Source organism: Pseudomonas sp. BP11-1-1 (genome assembly GCF_052112105.1).
Taxonomy (GTDB): Bacteria; Pseudomonadota; Gammaproteobacteria; order Pseudomonadales; family Pseudomonadaceae; genus Aquipseudomonas; species Aquipseudomonas alvandae.
Window position 1 is genome coordinate 35,971 of the sequence record NZ_JAUTYU010000016.1, and the last position, 16,641, is coordinate 52,611.

General features: G+C 62.2%; 15 protein-coding genes. 14 read left to right on the forward strand and 1 reads right to left on the reverse strand.

Going from position 1 to position 16,641, the window contains the following annotated elements:
* The first annotated feature begins 207 nt into the window (after positions 1-207).
* The 13 genes from gap to Q7C33_RS23290 all read left to right on the forward strand — a co-directional run bounded on the left by gap (position 208) and on the right by Q7C33_RS23290 (position 14,359).
* Entirely contained in the window at positions 208-1,209 is a 1,002-nt protein-coding gene (gene gap / locus Q7C33_RS23230; protein WP_003184623.1) for a type I glyceraldehyde-3-phosphate dehydrogenase, read from the forward strand.
* A gap of 201 nt (positions 1,210-1,410) precedes the next feature.
* On the forward strand, positions 1,411-1,923 hold the full coding sequence (locus Q7C33_RS23235; RefSeq protein ID WP_030139368.1) for an RNA polymerase sigma factor: 513 nt from the start codon (positions 1,411-1,413) through the stop codon (positions 1,921-1,923).
* A gap of 105 nt (positions 1,924-2,028) precedes the next feature.
* On the forward strand, positions 2,029-2,991 hold the full coding sequence (locus Q7C33_RS23240) for a FecR family protein (protein WP_030139369.1): 963 nt from the start codon (positions 2,029-2,031) through the stop codon (positions 2,989-2,991).
* Positions 2,992-3,111: 120 nt separating this feature from the next.
* The gene (locus Q7C33_RS23245; protein WP_407684224.1) at positions 3,112-5,703 is read left to right on the forward strand and encodes a TonB-dependent receptor; all 2,592 of its coding nucleotides are present in this window, start codon (positions 3,112-3,114) and stop codon (positions 5,701-5,703) included.
* 166 nt (positions 5,704-5,869) lie between these two features.
* Positions 5,870-6,460, forward strand: a complete 591-nt coding sequence (locus Q7C33_RS23250; protein ID WP_030139371.1) for a biliverdin-producing heme oxygenase — start codon at positions 5,870-5,872, stop codon at positions 6,458-6,460.
* 133 nt (positions 6,461-6,593) lie between these two features.
* A complete protein-coding gene (locus Q7C33_RS23255) occupies positions 6,594-7,019 on the forward strand; it encodes a YbaN family protein (RefSeq protein WP_030139372.1) in 426 nt (141 codons plus the stop codon).
* A 56-nt stretch (positions 7,020-7,075) separates the two neighbouring features.
* Positions 7,076-8,422 carry a CoA transferase gene (locus tag Q7C33_RS23260; protein ID WP_407684225.1) on the forward strand — a complete coding sequence of 449 codons (1,347 nt, stop codon included), beginning with the start codon at positions 7,076-7,078 and terminating at the stop codon, positions 8,420-8,422.
* Positions 8,423-8,635: 213 nt separating this feature from the next.
* Positions 8,636-10,063 (forward strand): arginine-ornithine antiporter, encoded by a 1,428-nt coding sequence (gene arcD / locus Q7C33_RS23265; protein ID WP_217860193.1) that lies wholly within the window; start codon positions 8,636-8,638, stop codon positions 10,061-10,063.
* Between the two features lie 31 nt (positions 10,064-10,094).
* Positions 10,095-11,351: an arginine deiminase gene (gene arcA, locus Q7C33_RS23270; RefSeq protein WP_407684226.1), complete on the forward strand. Its 1,257-nt coding sequence runs from the start codon at positions 10,095-10,097 to the stop codon at positions 11,349-11,351.
* A 67-nt stretch (positions 11,352-11,418) separates the two neighbouring features.
* Positions 11,419-12,429, forward strand: coding sequence for an ornithine carbamoyltransferase (locus Q7C33_RS23275; RefSeq protein WP_030139376.1), 1,011 nt, complete (start codon positions 11,419-11,421; stop codon positions 12,427-12,429).
* Between the two features lie 167 nt (positions 12,430-12,596).
* A complete protein-coding gene (gene arcC, locus Q7C33_RS23280) occupies positions 12,597-13,526 on the forward strand; it encodes a carbamate kinase (protein WP_407684227.1) in 930 nt (309 codons plus the stop codon).
* 63 nt (positions 13,527-13,589) lie between these two features.
* On the forward strand, positions 13,590-13,949 hold the full coding sequence (locus Q7C33_RS23285; protein WP_198797680.1) for a DUF5064 family protein: 360 nt from the start codon (positions 13,590-13,592) through the stop codon (positions 13,947-13,949).
* Between the two features lie 233 nt (positions 13,950-14,182).
* Positions 14,183-14,359, forward strand: coding sequence for a hypothetical protein (locus Q7C33_RS23290; protein ID WP_181289314.1), 177 nt, complete (start codon positions 14,183-14,185; stop codon positions 14,357-14,359).
* Between the two features lie 7 nt (positions 14,360-14,366).
* On the opposite strand, the gene Q7C33_RS23295 is transcribed toward Q7C33_RS23290, so the two are convergent.
* Positions 14,367-15,260, reverse strand: coding sequence for a helix-turn-helix domain-containing protein (locus tag Q7C33_RS23295; RefSeq protein WP_198797679.1), 894 nt, complete (start codon positions 15,258-15,260; stop codon positions 14,367-14,369).
* A gap of 172 nt (positions 15,261-15,432) precedes the next feature.
* Between Q7C33_RS23295 and pobA the strand changes: the two genes are divergently transcribed.
* Entirely contained in the window at positions 15,433-16,623 is a 1,191-nt protein-coding gene (gene pobA / locus Q7C33_RS23300) for a 4-hydroxybenzoate 3-monooxygenase (RefSeq protein ID WP_407684228.1), read from the forward strand.
* Positions 16,624-16,641: the final 18 nt, after the last annotated feature.

Below are 16,641 nucleotides of genomic sequence, written 5' to 3' on the forward strand. Positions count from 1 at the left end.
TGTGGCGACCTGATTGTCTATGCTGGTTCAAAAGCCTTTGTACACCGCAGGAAAGACAGGGCGACAAACGGTTTTTGACCAATCGGACCAGTTGATTCAGGTCGCTCGTTGTAGATAAAACAAAATATTGCCACTAAAAAGGCTTGTTTTCTATTTTTATGCGAATAATCTTGTAATTCCAACAACAAATCGACGGCGGCGCAGTTAATGACTCTTCGAATCGCAATCAATGGTTTTGGCCGCATCGGCCGCAACGTCCTCCGTGCACTGTATACCCAAGGCTATCGTCGCGACTTGCAGATCGTCGCCATCAACGACCTGGGCGACAGTGCAATCAATGCCCATCTGCTCAAGTTCGACACCGTGCACGGCACCTTCGATGCCGACGTCCAGCACGACCACGAAAGCCTGACGGTCAATGGCGACCGCATCTCGGTCAGCGCCATCCGCAACCCGGCCGAACTGCCTTGGGCGGCCGAGAAGATCGACGTCGTGTTCGAATGCACCGGCCTGTTTACCGACCGTGCCAAGGCAGCCGCCCACATCAGCGCCGGCGCCCGCAAGGTGATCATCTCGGCACCGGCCAAGGGCGCCGATGCCACCGTCGTGTATGGCGTCAACCATGACATCCTGCGCCAGTCCCACCAGATCATCTCCAACGCGTCGTGCACCACCAACTGCCTGGCCCCGGTGGCCCAGGTGCTGCACCGCGAGCTGGGTATCGAAAGCGGCCTGATGACCACCATCCATGCCTACACCAACGACCAGAACCTGACCGACGTCTACCACAGCGACCCCTACCGCGCCCGCTCGGCCACCCAGAACATGATCCCGAGCAAGACCGGCGCCGCCGAAGCCGTGGGCCTGGTGCTGCCGGAACTGGCCGGCAAGCTGACCGGCATGGCCGTGCGCGTACCGGTGATCAACGTATCCCTGGTCGACCTCACCGTGCAGCTCAAGCGCGAAGCGTCGGCCGAAGAAGTCAACGAACTGCTGCGCCATGCCAGCCAGCATTCGAAGATCCTCGGCTACAACACCCTGCCGCTGGTTTCCAGCGATTTCAACCACAACCCGCTGTCGTCGATCTTCGACGCCAACCACACCAAGGCCAGCGGCAAGCTGCTCAAGGTATTGGCCTGGTATGACAACGAATGGGGCTTCTCCAACCGCATGCTGGATAACTGCCTGGCGTTGTGTAACGCGGAGTAACCGCCCCAGCAGCTTTTGAGCTTTTCTGTGGGAGGAGCTTGCTCGCGAAAGCGGTGTATCAGTCAACATCAATGACGACTGACACTCCGTCATCGCGAGCAAGCTCGCTCCCACAGGGTTACAACATCGGTGAAATGAAGGCTTGACCCGTCGCGCAGATGATAAGCATTATCATCTACTCGAACCGGATCGGGCCCTACCGTGAGTCAATCGCGTTTTCATCACGTCTTTCTCGCCCAGCGTACCCCGCTGCTGCGCACCCTCGAGCGGATGGTCAACAACCCGAGCACCGCCGAAGACTTGCTTCAGGAAACCTACTTGCGCGTCACCCGCGCCCTGAGCGAGCGCACCGTCGATCATCTCGAACCCTTTGTCTTCCAGACCGCCCGCAACCTGGCGCTGGACCATTTGCGCGCGCGGCGAATCCAGTCACGGACCCTGGTCGATGACGTGCCGTTGGACGTCGTGAACAATGTGGTCGCCCCCCAAAGCAGCGCCGAAGACGCTGCCCATGCCGAACGAATGCTCGAACGCCTTAACGTCAGCCTGCAATCCCTCAGCCCGCGCCAACGGCAGGTCTTCATTCTCAGTCGGCTGCATGGCCACAGTTACCAAGACATCGCGCAACGATTGGACGTGTCCCTGAGTACCGTGCAAAAAGAATTGAAACTGATCATGGCCATCTGCGTGGGCGTGGCCGAACGCAACCCATGAATCAAGCAACAAGCCAGGCGTTTCGGGCCGCAAGCTGGACGCAAGCTTGCCAGCCACCGCTTGCGGCTTGTAGCGTGTGCCTGCCGCCAATAATGAGAATCCACCGTGACGGACAACCATCGCCCACCTGAAGCCGCCGAGGCACAGGACACTGCCCACGCCATGGACCAGGCGCTGGACTGGTTGATCCTGCTCGACAGCCCCAGCGAGGAGCAGCGCCAACACTTCCAGGCCTGGCTGGCGGCCGATCCTCGCCATGGCGAAGCGTTCGCCAGGGCCCAGGCGATCTGGAATGGCCCGCACGTCATCGAAAGCGCCCGACAACTGCGAGACCAGCCCAAAGTCACCGCGCTGTCGCGCCTGCGTGCCCATTGGAAACCGTTGGCAACTGCCGCCGTGCTGTTTCTCGGCCTGTTCAATTTCAGCGACTTGCCCCTGCACTTCGAAGCCGATCACCTGACGGTGGTCGGTGAGCGCCAGCGCCTGCAATTGGAAGACGGCTCCAAGGTCCTGCTCAACACCGATTCGGCGTTTTCCAGCACGTTCAGCGAACAGCGGCATGTGGCCCGCCTGTACAAGGGCGAGGCATTCTTCGAAGTGCCAGGCAACCGCAACCTGCCGCTGGAAATTGATGCCGGCCCGGTCACCGCCAGCGTCAGCGACACCACATTTGCCGTGCGTTACCTCGACGGCGTGGCCCAAGTCCAGGTGCAGCGCGGCGACATCGACCTGCGGGCCACCCGGTACGACACCCACGTGCGGTTGTCGGCCGGAGAAAGCATCCGCATCGGCCCCAACGGCTTCGACCGCCCCACACGCCTCGATGCGGGTACCGAGCTGGCCTGGGTACAAGGTCGGCTGGTGTTCGAAAACCGGCCGCTGAGCCAAGTCCTGGCCGAGCTGCGGCGCTACTACCCTGGCTGGATCATCAATACCAACGAACGTCTGGCCAACATCGCGGTGACGGGCAATTACCGCCTCGACCAGCCGCTGGATGCGGTCCGCTCCCTGGCGCACATCACCTCTGCGCGGTTGCAGGAATTCCCGGCACTGGTGATCCTGAACTAAATGAGAATTATTTTTACTCGATAGCCTTCGCTGGTTCGTCTCGTTATAGCCAATGCAATTGATTCGCATCTTCACGATGCCGATCTGCACCTATAACAGATGCGACACGGAGCGTTATCGATGTCCTCTCGCCTTACTTGCCGGTTCCTCGCACCTTCCCGCGCGCTGTCATTACTGACCGCCGCCATCCTGATGGCCGGTGCCGCACCAGCAGCCTTCGCCGTCAATGGGCAATCGCCCGCCCACAACATGGGTGACTACACCTTCAACATCGCCCGACAGCCCTTGGTCTCCGCGCTCAACGCATTCACGACGGTGACGGGCTGGCAAGTCGGCTTGCCGGCTGAACTGGCCGCAGGCGTCGCTTCGCCGGGCGTGAACGGCTCTCTGCCGCCGGAAAAAGCCCTGGAGCGCTTGTTGGTGGGGACCGACCTGAGCTACCGCAAACTGGGCGATAACAACATCGTTCTGGAAAAACGCAGCGCCGGCAACGTGCTGGACTTGCAGCAAGTGACCATCAGTGCCACCCGCCAGGAACAGGACATTACCAGCGTACCGAGCACCGTTTCCATCCATGATCGCCAGGAACTCGATCGCAACAACGTCAACACCATCAAGGACCTGGTGCGCTACGAGCCCGGTGTTTCGGTGGGCGGCGCAGGCCAGCGTGGCGGCATCAGCGGCTACAACATTCGCGGCATCGACGGCAACCGGATCCTGACCCAGGTCGATGGCGTGGAAGTGCCCGGCGGTTTCTTCAACGGTCCCTATGCCAAGACCCAGCGCAACTATGTCGACCCGGAGATCATCAAGCGCGTGGAAATCCTCCGTGGCCCGGCGTCGGTGCTGTACGGCAGCAACGCCATTGGCGGTGTCGTCAGTTATTTCACCCTCGATGCGGATGACATCATCAAGCCCGGCCAGGATGTCGGCGCACGCCTGAAGACCGGCTACAGCTCTGTCGACGAGAGCTGGCTCAAGTCCTCCACCGTCGCCGGTCGCAGAGGGCCATTCGACGGCCTGCTGCACTACAGCCAGCGCGACGGCCACGAGACCGAATCCTACGGCAGCAACAACGGCACCGGACTGGACCGCACCGCGGCCAACCCCGAAGACGTACGCGCCAACAACGTGCTGGCCAAGCTTGGCTGGGATTACAGCGATGATGCGCGCCTGAGCCTGGTGTATGAGAAGTACAAGGACGATCGCGACATCGATCTGAAAAGTGCCTACGGCGGCCCGTACGCCAACGGCCAACCGGCCATTCCCACCTCGATCCTGCCTGGCGGCATGTACCAGTGGCGCACCGGCAACGACACCATCACCCGCGAACGTTTCGGCCTGGAGCACAACTTCGACCTCGACAGCCTGCTGGCCGACACGATCAAGTGGAGCCTGAACCACCAGGTCGCCAAGACCGACCAGAGCACCGCCGAATTCTACTTCCCGATCACGCGCCAGGTACTGCGCACGCGAGAAACGCTCTACGAAGAGAAGCAGTGGGTGTTCGACGCGCAACTGGACAAGTCATTCCGCATTGCTGACACCGATCACGCACTGACCTACGGCACCACGCTCAAGCAACAAAAGGTCACCGGTTCGCGCAGCGGCAATGGCGTGTGCCTGGCGGTCGGCGTGGGCTGCCCCGCCGTCGGCGCGATCAGCACGCGGGACGTGCTGGCAAAAGCCAGTGACTTCCCGGACCCGACGATCAACACCTACAGTTTGTTCGCCCAGGACCAGGTCAGCTGGGACAAATGGACCTTCACGCCAGCACTGCGCTACGACCACACCCGGCTCAAGCCACACCTGACCGAGGAATTCCTCAGCACCGTGGCCCCCACCGCCGGCGGCACGGTCAGTGGCCAGGACAAGACCTGGCATCGCGTCTCGCCCAAGTTCGGCCTGACCTATGACCTGACCGACCAATACACCTGGTACGGCCAGTACGCCGAAGGTTTCCGCACCCCGACCGCCAAGGCCCTGTATGGCCGTTTCGACAATGCGGGTATTGGCTACAGCGTGAAACCCAATCCCGACCTGGAACCGGAAAAAAGCAAGGGCTACGAGACCGGCCTGCGCGGCCGCTTCGACTCCGGCTCGTTCGACGTGGCGGTGTTCTACAACAAGTACCGCGACTTCATCAACGAGGACGCCATCATCCCCGGCGCCGACCGGTTGACCTTCCAGAGCAACAACATCAAGCACGCCACCATCAAGGGCATCGAAGCCAAGGGTCGCCTGGACCTGGACGTGTTCGGCGCACCACGGGGGCTCTACACCCAAGGCTCGGTGGCTTACCTCCATGGCCGCAACGACGACACCGGCGAACCGCTCAACAGCATCAACCCACTGACCGGCGTGTTCGGCCTGGGTTACGACCAGGCGCAGTTTGGCACCTTGCTCAGCTGGACCCTGGTGAAGAAGCAAGACCGCGTCGATGACAGCAACTTCAACTCCCCTGATGGCGTCAGCAGCCAATTCAAGACGCCGGGGTTCGGCATTGTCGACCTGAGCGGGTATTACAAGGTCACCGACGACGTCACGGTCAGCGGCGGCCTCTACAACCTCACCGACAAGAAGTACTGGCTGTGGGACGACGTGCGCGGCTACGACAGCGTCGGCGAAGCGGCCGTGCTGAACCCGGCCAATCTCGATCGCCTCACGGCGCCTGGGCGCAACTTCGCGGTCAACCTGATCTGGGATATCTGATCCAGCGTTCAGCCAAAACAATTATCTGTGGCGAGGGGATTTATCCCCGCTGGGGTGCGCAGCAGCCCTAACAAAAATGGGACCGAAAGAAGCGGACTTTGGGGCCGCTTCGCGCCCCAGCGGGGATAAATCCCCTCGCCACAACTTCCACTCAAAGGAATTTTTCATGACCACACACCGCCCCGTTACCCGCTCCCAACGCCTGAACCAGATCACCCACGAGCCCCACGGCAGGCTCGACGCGCTGGTCAAGGCACACGCCCCATTCGAAACCCAGGCCAACTACGCCCGCTTCGTTGTCGCCCAGTACCAGTTCCAGTCGGAACTGGCGGCGCTGTACAACGACACGCAACTGACCGCGCTGATTGCCGATTTGCCCGCGCGCTGCCGCGCCGAAGCGGCCAAGGCCGACCTCGCGGACCTGGACACCGAAGTGCCGGCTCCCCTGGCCGGCGCAGTGAAGAACCCGACCCAGGCCGAAGCCCTCGGCTGGCTGTTCGTCTCCGAGGGTTCCAAGCTTGGCGCTGCGTTCTTGATCAAGCGCGCCGTCACCCTTGGAATGAACGAAATCTTTGGAGCCCGCCACTTGGCAGAACCGGCGGGCGGCCGCGCCGAAGGCTGGAAAACCTTCACCCGGACCCTCGACGAGTTGCCCTTCACCGAACAGCAGGAAGCCGAGGCGGACAAAGGCGCGCTGGACGCCTTCAACCGCTTTACCGTGCTGCTGGAACAGGCTTACGCGGCGCAATTGGCTTGAATCCCCACCATCCCCTGTGGGAGCGAGCTTGCTCGCGATGACGGACTGCCAGCCAGCCTATTGGTCGCCTGACACACCGCTATCGCGAGCAAGCTCGCTCCCACAGGGCCAAGCGCATGTCGGATAGAAATACATGAGCCGTACGCCCTCGAAACTCAGCCAACTGCTCTTCGCCCTCCTCGCCTACGCCAGCCTGGCCATCGGCCTGGTGGCCATCGCCGTGCCCGGCTTGCCGACCACTGAATTCATCCTGCTCGCCGCCTGGGCCGCGACCCGCAGTTCCCCGCGCCTGAGTGCCTGGCTGGAGGGCCACCGATTATTCGGACCGATGCTGCACAACTGGCGCAACGGCAAGGTCATCCCGCGCCGGGCCAAGATCGCCGCAACGGCCAGCATGCTGTGCTGCGCAGGGTTGATGCTGCTGGTGCTCGAACACCACTGGCCGGTTTACCTCGCGCTCGCGGGCATGGGCCTGGGCAATCTCTGGATCTGGTCACGCCCGGAACACCGTGGCAAGGGAGCTTGCTCCCGCTGGGCCGGTCCGACGCCTCGGGCGTAGCGACCCCCGATGTTCGTTTGATCTATGCTCGCTCTCTGGTTCAGGAGGGCTTCCAAATGTCAGACCTACTCTCATCCATGCAAACCGCCATCGGCTTGCCCACGACACCGATCCCCTTCACAGGCGAAGGCGCCCTGCCCTCGGCCTTCGCGGTCACGGAGCTGGCCAGCGCGAGCATCGGTGTGGCCGGTCAAGCGGTCGCCGAGCTCATCTACCAACAAACCGGTCGCCTGCCGACGCTTGAAGTCGACCAGCGCCTGGCCTCGTTCTGGTTTTCCACCTCCCTGCGACCCATCCGCTGGAGCGTACCGCCGATGTGGGATCCGGTGGCAGGCGACTATGCCACCGCCGACGGCTGGATCCGCCTGCACACCAACGCGCCGCATCATCGCCAGGCGGCGGAAAAGGTCCTCGGGGCCTGCGCCGACCGCGCCGACATGGCCAGCAAAGTGATCCGTTGGAACAAGGCCGACCTGGAGCAAGCCGTGGTCGACGCCGGCGGTTGCGCCGCACAGATGCGCTCGTGGCAGGCGTGGCAACTCCATCCGCAGGGCTTGGCGGTGAATGCCGAGCCTCTCGTTCAGTTGGATGACGACGCCGAAGGTTCGCCTGCGCCCTGGCTCGGCTCCGTCGCCCAGCCCCTGGCGGGCCTCAAGGTGCTGGACCTGACCCGCGTGCTGGCCGGCCCGATTGCCAGCCGTTTTCTTGCCGGCCTAGGCGCCGACGTACTGCGCATCGACCCGCCAACCTGGAACGAACCCGGCGTGGTGCCGGAAGTCACCCTCGGCAAACGTTGCGCCCGCCTCGACTTGCAGCAACCCGCCGACCGCGCAACGTTCGAGGCGCTGCTCAAGGAGGCCGACATCCTGCTACACGGCTACCGCGCCGACGCACTGGAACGCCTGGGCTATGGCGCCACGCAGCGCCAACGATTGGCCCCCGGCCTGATCGACGTCTGCCTCAACGCCTACGGCTGGAGCGGCCCCTGGCAACACCGCCGCGGCTTCGACAGCCTGGTGCAGATGAGCTGCGGCATCGCCGAGGCCGGCATGGCCTGGAAACACGCCGACAAGCCGACGCCGCTGCCGGTCCAGGCCCTGGACCATGGGACGGGTTACCTGATGGCGGCCAGCGCGATTGTGTTGGTCGCCCGCCGCTTGGCCACCAGCCATGGCGGCTCGGCACGCCTGTCGCTGGCGCGCACGGCGAAGCTGTTGATCGACGGCGGCGCTGGCACTCAGGTTGCATTGCGCCCTGAAGACGAGGCTGACCAGGGGCTGCTGGTGGAACAGACGCCGTGGGGCCCGGCGCATCGTTTGCAGGTACCGCTGAGGATCACCGGAACGCCGCTGCAATGGACGTTGCCCGCCGCGGAATTGGGGGCTCACCGGGCACAGTGGTAGCTCACCGAAAATCCAAGGTGGGAGCGAGCCTGCTCGCGAAGGCGGTGTGTCAGTCGACATCAGTGGCGGCAGATTTTCTGCCTTCGCGAGCAGGCTCGCTCCCACAGGTTTTGCGTCCTACCCCCCTTTGCGCCGGAACTGACCTGGATCAGCTACCGCCCTTCCCAATCGACATAGGCTGTTGACTCTCTTCCCCCGCATGGGAGTCATGCAATGTCCGATACCCCCGGAAAACTACGACTGGGTGCACTGGTCGCGCTGGTAGTAGGATCGATGATCGGCGGCGGGATCTTTTCCCTGCCACAGAACATGGCCGCCAGCGCCGACGTCGGCGCCGTGTTGATCGGCTGGGCCATCACCGCAGTGGGCATGCTGACCCTCGCCTTTGTTTTCCAGACGCTCGCCAACCGTAAACCCGACCTGGACGGCGGCGTATACGCCTACGCCAAGGCCGGGTTCGGCGACTACATGGGTTTCTCGTCGGCCTGGGGCTACTGGATCAGCGCCTGGCTGGGCAACGTCGGCTACTTCGTGTTGCTGTTCAGCACCCTGGGCTATTTCTTCCCGATCTTTGGCGAGGGCAACACCGTCGCCGCGGTAATCGGCGCCTCGGTGTTGCTCTGGGCCGTGCATTTCCTCGTACTGCGTGGCATCAAGGAAGCCGCCTTCATCAACCTGGTGACCACCGTCGCCAAGATCGTGCCGCTGCTGTTGTTCGTGTTGATCGCGGTATTCGCCTTCAAGCTGGAGATTTTTACCGCCGACATCTGGGGCCTGAAGAATCCCGACCTGGGCAGCGTGATGGACCAAGTGCGACACATGATGCTGGTGACCGTGTGGGTGTTCATCGGCATCGAGGGCGCGAGTATTTTTTCCGCCCGCGCCGAGAAACGCAGCGACGTCGGCAAGGCCACCGTCATCGGTTTCATCACGGTGCTGTTGTTCCTGGTGCTGGTGAACGTGCTGTCCCTGGGGATCATGACCCAGCCTGAACTGGCCAAGCTGCAGAACCCATCCATGGCCGCCGTGCTGGAACACGTGGTCGGTCACTGGGGCGCGGTGTTGATCAGCGTTGGCCTGATCATCTCGCTGCTCGGCGCCCTGCTGTCCTGGGTCCTGTTGTGCGCCGAGATCATGTTCGCCGCCGCCAAGGACCACACCATGCCCGCGTTCCTGCGGCGGGAGAACGCCAACCATGTGCCGGCCAACGCCCTGTGGCTGACCAACGCGATGGTCCAGCTGTTCCTGGTCATCACCCTGTTTTCCGCCAGCACCTACCTGTCGCTGATCTACCTCGCCACTTCGATGATCCTCGTGCCGTATCTGTGGTCGGCCGCCTACGCGGTGCTGTTGGCGGTACGCGGCGAGACCTATCAGAACGCCCTGGCCGAGCGCCGCAAGGACCTGCTCATCGGCGCCATCGCCCTGATTTATGCGATGTGGCTGTTGTACGCCGGCGGGATCAAATACCTGCTGCTTTCCGCCCTGCTCTATGCCCCCGGCGCGATCCTGTTCGCCAAGGCCAAGCATGAACTGGGCAAGCCGGTTTTCACCTCGGTCGAGAAGCTGATTTTCGCCGCCGTGGTCGTCGGAGCCCTGGTGGCTGCGTACGGGCTCTACGCGGGTTTCCTGACCCTCTGACCGGTCAACTGTTTTATCTGGAGGATGTGTAATGACCACGGAAAAAGTGAAGTACGGCGTCCACTCCGAAGCCGGCAAATTGCGCAAAGTCATGGTCTGTTCACCCGGCCTGGCCCACCAGCGGCTGACGCCGAACAATTGCGACGAGCTGCTGTTCGACGATGTGATCTGGGTCAACCAGGCCAAGCGCGACCATTTCGATTTCGTCACCAAGATGCGCGAACGCGGGATCGACGTCCTGGAGATGCATAACCTGCTGACCGACATTGTCGCCATCCCCGAGGCGCTGGATTGGATTCTGCATCGCAAGGTCACGGCCAACGCCGTGGGCCTGGGCCTGGTGCATGAAGTGAGCGCGTGGCTGCGCAGCCTGGAGCCGCGCCATATCGCCGAATACCTGATCGGCGGCGTCTCGGCCGATGACCTGCCGGACAGCTTCGGCGGCAAGACGATCCAGATGTTCCGCGACTTCCTCGGGCACTCCAGCTTCATCCTGCCGCCGCTGCCCAACACCCAGTTCACTCGCGATACCACGTGCTGGATCTACGGCGGCGTGACCCTGAACCCGATGTACTGGCCGGCGCGACGCCAGGAAACCCTGCTGGCCACCGCCATCTACAAATTCCACCCGGAGTTCACCCACGCCGATTTCCAGATCTGGTACGGCGACCCGGACCACGACCACGGCAATGCCACCCTCGAAGGCGGCGACGTCATGCCGATCGGTAACGGCGTGGTGTTGATCGGCATGGGCGAACGCTCGTCGCGCCAGGCCATCGGCCAACTGGCGCTGAACCTGTTCAAGCACAACGCCGTGGAGCGCGTGATCGTCGCCGGCCTGCCGAAATCCCGCGCAGCCATGCACCTGGACACCGTGTTCAGTTTCTGTGACCGCGACCTGGTGACGATTTTTCCTGAGGTCGTCAGCCAGATCGTGGCGTTTTCACTGCGCCCGGACGAGAGCAAACCCGGCGGCATCGACGTACGCCGCGAGGAAAGCAGCTTCCTCGATACCGTAGCCGCCGCCCTCAAGTTGCCGGCGCTGCGGATAGTGGAAACCGGCGGCAACAGCTTCGCCGCCGAACGCGAGCAATGGGACGACGGCAACAACGTGGTCGCCCTGGAGCCGGGCGTGGTGATCGGCTACGACCGCAACACCTACACCAACACGCTGCTGCGCAAGGCCGGCGTGGAAGTCATCACGATCAGCGCCAGCGAGTTGGGCCGGGGCCGGGGCGGCGGCCATTGCATGACCTGCCCGATCATTCGCGACCCTATCGATTACTGACCTTCGAGCCTGGGCCGTTTTTATCGAGAACGGCCCAGGGGATAACCGACACCCAAGGAGATCCACCATGGCTTTCAACATGCGCAACCGCAGCCTGCTGAGCTTGATGCACCACACCAACCGCGAGCTGCACTTCCTGCTGGACCTGTCCCGTGACCTCAAGCGCGCCAAATACACTGGCACCGAGCAGCCGCACCTCAAGGGCAAGAACATCGCGCTGATCTTCGAAAAAACCTCGACCCGCACCCGCTGCGCCTTCGAAGTCGCGGCCCATGACCAGGGCGCCCACGTCACCTACATCGACCCGGTGTCGTCGCAGATCGGCCACAAGGAAAGCATGAAGGACACCGCCCGCGTCCTGGGGCGCATGTTCGACGCCATCGAATACCGGGGCTTCGAACAGGAAATTGTCGAAGAACTGGCCAAGTTCGCCGGGGTACCGGTGTTCAACGGCCTGACCGCCGAATTCCACCCGACCCAAATGATCGCCGACACCCTGACCATGCGCGAGCACAGCGACAAGCCGCTGCATGACATCAGCTACGCCTACCTGGGCGATGCGCGCTACAACATGGGTAATTCGCTCCTGATGATCGGCGCCAAACTGGGCATGGACGTGCGCATCGGCGCGCCGAAAGCGCTGTGGCCGCACCAGGATTTCATCGACCAATGCCAGGCCTTCGCCGCCGAAAGCGGCGCGCGGATCACCATCACCGAGGACCCGCAAGAAGCCGTCAAGGGCGTGGATTTCATCCACACCGATATCTGGGTGTCCATGGGCGAGCCGGTGGAAGCCTGGGACGAACGCATCGAGCAATTGCTGCCCTACCAGGTCAACACGCAGATGATGAAGGCCTCGGGCAACCCCCGGGTGAAATTCATGCACTGCTTGCCGGCGTTCCATAACAGCGAAACCAAGGTCGGCAAGGACATTGCCGCACGTTATCCGAATCTCGCCAACGGCGTTGAAGTGACCGAGGAGGTTTTCGAGTCCCCGGCCAACATTGCCTTCGAACAAGCGGAAAACCGCATGCACACCATCAAGGCGATCCTGGTGGCGGCGTTGGCGGATATCTGAATCCGGTTGAAGTGCTTTTCATTGTGGGAGCGAGCTTGCTCGCGATGTCGGCGGCCCATCCAACATCAATGCAAGCTGACACTCCTCCATCGTCGGATCGCCGCCCGGAGCAAGCTCGCTCCCACAGGGGACTGCATTGTTAGTTACATTTTTGAAAGGACAACACCATGCGCATCGTCGTTGCCCTGGGCGGTAACGCCCTCCTGCGTCGGGGGGAACCCATGACCGCAGACAATCAACGCAGCAACATCCGCACCGCGACCGAACAGATCGCCAAGATCCATCCGGGCAACCAACTGGTCATCGCCCATGGCAACGGCCCGCAGGTCGGCCTGCTGTCGTTGCAGGCGGCGGCGTACACCTCGGTCACGCCGTACCCGCTGGACGTGTTGGGGGCCGAAACCGAAGGCATGATCGGCTACATCATCGAACAGGAACTGGGCAACCTGTTGGACTTCGAAGTGCCCTTCGCCACGCTGCTGACCCAGGTTGAAGTGGACCCCAACGACCCGGCGTTCCAGACCCCGAGCAAGCCCATCGGCCCGGTCTACAGCCAGCAAGAGGCGGAAAAACTCGCCGCAGAGAAAGGCTGGGCCATCGCCCCGGACGGCGACAAGTTCCGCCGCGTGGTCGCAAGCCCCAGGCCCAAGCGCATCTTCGAGATCCGTCCGATCAAATGGCTGCTGGAAAAAGGCAGCATCGTGATCTGCGCCGGTGGCGGCGGCATCCCGACGATGTATGACGTCGACGGCAAGCTGCAAGGCGTGGAAGCGGTGATCGACAAAGACCTGTGCTCGGCGCTGCTGGCCGAACAACTGGACAGCGATCTGCTGGTGATCGCCACCGATGTCAACGCCGCGTTCATCGACTTCGGCAAGCCGACTCAGAAAGCCATCGCCCAGGCCCACCCCGACGACATGGAACGGCTCGGTTTCGCCGCCGGGTCCATGGGGCCGAAGGTGCAAGCCGCCTGCGAATTCGCCCGCCACACCGGCAAGGACGCGGTGATCGGATCGCTGTCGGACATCGATGCTATCGTCCAGGGCACCGCTGGCACCCGCATCAGCATGGCAACGCCGGGGATCGTTTATCGGTAACGGCAAAACTTATGCGGCAGGCGCGGTGTCTGCCGTTCTCCACGCCTTCGAAGGAGAGACCTTATGGCCACGTTCCAACCCGGTCACCTGCACATGGAGCGCCATGCGCTGAGCAAGGACGACTACAGCTACAACCTGTGCATCGACTACGAGATTGCACAGGATCCCAAGGAGGGAACGGGCATGTCCTTCCGCCTGCACGGCACGGTGGAAGACAAGAACGTGGACGAGACGTTTTTCCTGGCCAAGGACCAGGCCTTCGACTTCGCCCGCCACGCCACCCGCATCGCCCAGCAATACGGCATGCCGAAGACCGCCAGCATCGGCTCGATGCACAAGTACTACGACGAAATGTTCGAAGACGTGCGCCACCAACTGGACGTCAAGCCGGGGGATCCGATGAAGCCCGAGCACCTGGCGTAACCCGGTTAAAAGACCACCCCAATCCCCTGTGGGAGCGAGCTTGCTCGCGATAGCGGTAGATCAGTCGACACTCAGGGTGACTGACCCGCCCTCATCGCGAGCAAGCTCGCTCCCACAAGGGATATCAGTGTTCTGAATATCGGTTAAACACCCTCACTGCCTCGCTGGCAACCCGCCACAGCTGACCTATGCTGAAAGCAGTACCCCCGGGTATTCGTTCAGAGGTCATCGCCATGAACATCAAAACAAGAAGACGCCTCGCCATCTTCATCACCTGCACCGCCACGCTTGCGCTGTACGGCACCGCGGCGTATCGGGTCGAGCAGGCCAGGCAGTTGCCCCGTGACTACGCCAGTTGCAACTTCGAACGCTGCATACCGCACAACGCATCCCTGAACGCTCTGCGCTGAGGCGGTTTCAGTCGTCTAGCTGATCGGTCTTGAGCCGGTCGCGGAAGGCCTTTGGCGAAATGCCGACACGCCGGCGAAACAGTCGGGTGAAGTTGGTCGGGTCAGAGAAGCCGAGCAGTTCGGATATCTCATAGATCGTCATGCCGGTGTAGGTCAGCAGCCGCTTGGCTTCCAACAATTGCCGCTCATGCATGATCTGCAATGCCGGCTGCCCCGCCAGTTCGCGGCAGGTACCGTTGAGGTGCGACACCGAAATACCCAGGCGATGGGCCAGGTCTTCGACCTTGACGTGCTGACGATAGGTTTCCTCCACCAGCTGAATGAAGCCGTTGAGGTATTCCCGGGCCCGTTGCGGGCGCTGGGTCGAGGTGCGCCGGCTCATCACCTGGCGACTGACCCAGACCATGATCACGCTGACCAGCGCATGCATCAGCATTTCCCGGGCCGGTTGATGCCCGACGTACTCGGCCTGCAAGGCACTGAACAAACTGTTGAGATAATCGGCGTTCTCGCCGGCCGGGTAGGCTTCGGCCTGGGCCAGGATGTTGACCGAATGGCCCAATTGCCCTTGCAGGTGCGTGACCAGCGGCGCCGCCAGCGTCACGACATAACCCTGAACATCCTCGGAAAAACGAAAACCATGGACCGACAGCGGCGGCAGGATCTGTACCGCCGGCTCGTCGAGCCGGGTGCGCTGGCCTTCAATTTCCAGCTCTGCCTGGCCCTTGAAGACAAACAGTAACTGGCACAGGTCGGCATGCCGATGGGGCTTGATCTCCCATTGGTGCTCGCTGCTGCGGCTGGAAATGGTTTCGCAGTGCAGCAGGTCCGGCGTGGGCCAATCCAGGCTTTCGCCATAGAGCTTGAACACCGGGATCGAAGGCAGCTCAGTTTTCTTCATAACGAGGATCGGCCTCGGGTTACGGGCGGTAATCGCACCGATTGGCAGAAAGTACAGGTTTCAGCGCAGTTTTCCCCTTCAACTGACAGGTCCGCAAGCGAAAAATGCACGCCAGGATTACTAAAAATAAACGTCGACCCTGGTCGCGTGCCTCTTGCGAGTCATAACAACAATGAAAACCCTCAAGACCCAAGTCGCCATTATCGGCGCCGGCCCCTCTGGACTGCTGCTCGGCCAGTTGTTGCACAACGCTGGGATCGACACCGTGATCCTCGAACGGCAGACGCCCGACTATGTCCTCAGCCGCATCCGCGCCGGTGTACTCGAGCAAGGCATGGTGCAGTTGCTGCGCCAGGCCGGGGTTGGCCAGCGCATGGACACCGAAGGCCTGCCACACGATGGCTTTGAACTGGTCCTCAACGGTCGCCGCGTGCACATTGATCTCAAGGGGCTGACCGGCGGGCAAAACGTCATGGTCTACGGCCAGACTGAAGTCACCCGCGACTTGATGGCGGCGCGCGAGGCATCCGGCGCGCGGACGCTGTATCAGGTCGACAATGCCCAGCCCCACGACCTCACGAACGATCACCCCTTCGTGACCTTCGAACACGCCGGCGAAACCTGGCGCCTGGATTGCGACTACGTGGCCGGCTGCGACGGTTTCCACGGCGTGGCGCGGCAGTCGATTCCGGCGGAAAAACTCAAGGTCTTCGAGCGCGTCTACCCGTTCGGCTGGCTCGGCATCCTCGCCGATACCCCGCCCGTCCACGAAGAACTCGTCTATGCGCGCCACGAGCGCGGCTTCGCCCTGTGCAGCATGCGCTCACGCACCCGTACCCGTTATTACCTGCAGGTGCCCGCCGAGGAACAAGTGGCCGACTGGCCGGACGAGCGCTTCTGGACCGAACTGAAAAACCGCCTGCCCGCCGACCTGGCCGAAACGCTGGTGACCGGTCCTTCCATCGAAAAAAGCATCGCGCCGCTGCGCAGCTTTGTGGTGGAACCGATGCAATACGGAAGGATGTTCCTGGTGGGCGACGCCGCCCACATCGTCCCGCCGACCGGTGCCAAGGGGTTGAACCTGGCCGCCAGCGATGTCAGCACGCTGTTCAATATCTTGCTCAAGGTCTATCGCGACGGTCGCCTGGATCTGCTGGAACGCTACTCCGATATCTGCCTGCGAAGGGTCTGGAAAGCCGAGCGGTTTTCCTGGTGGATGACGTCGATGCTGCACCGCTTCGATGACGATGCGTTCAACCAGCGCATCAGCGAAGCGGAGCTGGAGTATTTCGTCGACTCCGAGGCAGGTCGAAAAACCATCGCGGAAAATTACGTCGGCCTTCCTTACGAGGCTATCGAATAGCCGGCTATCGATTTAAAC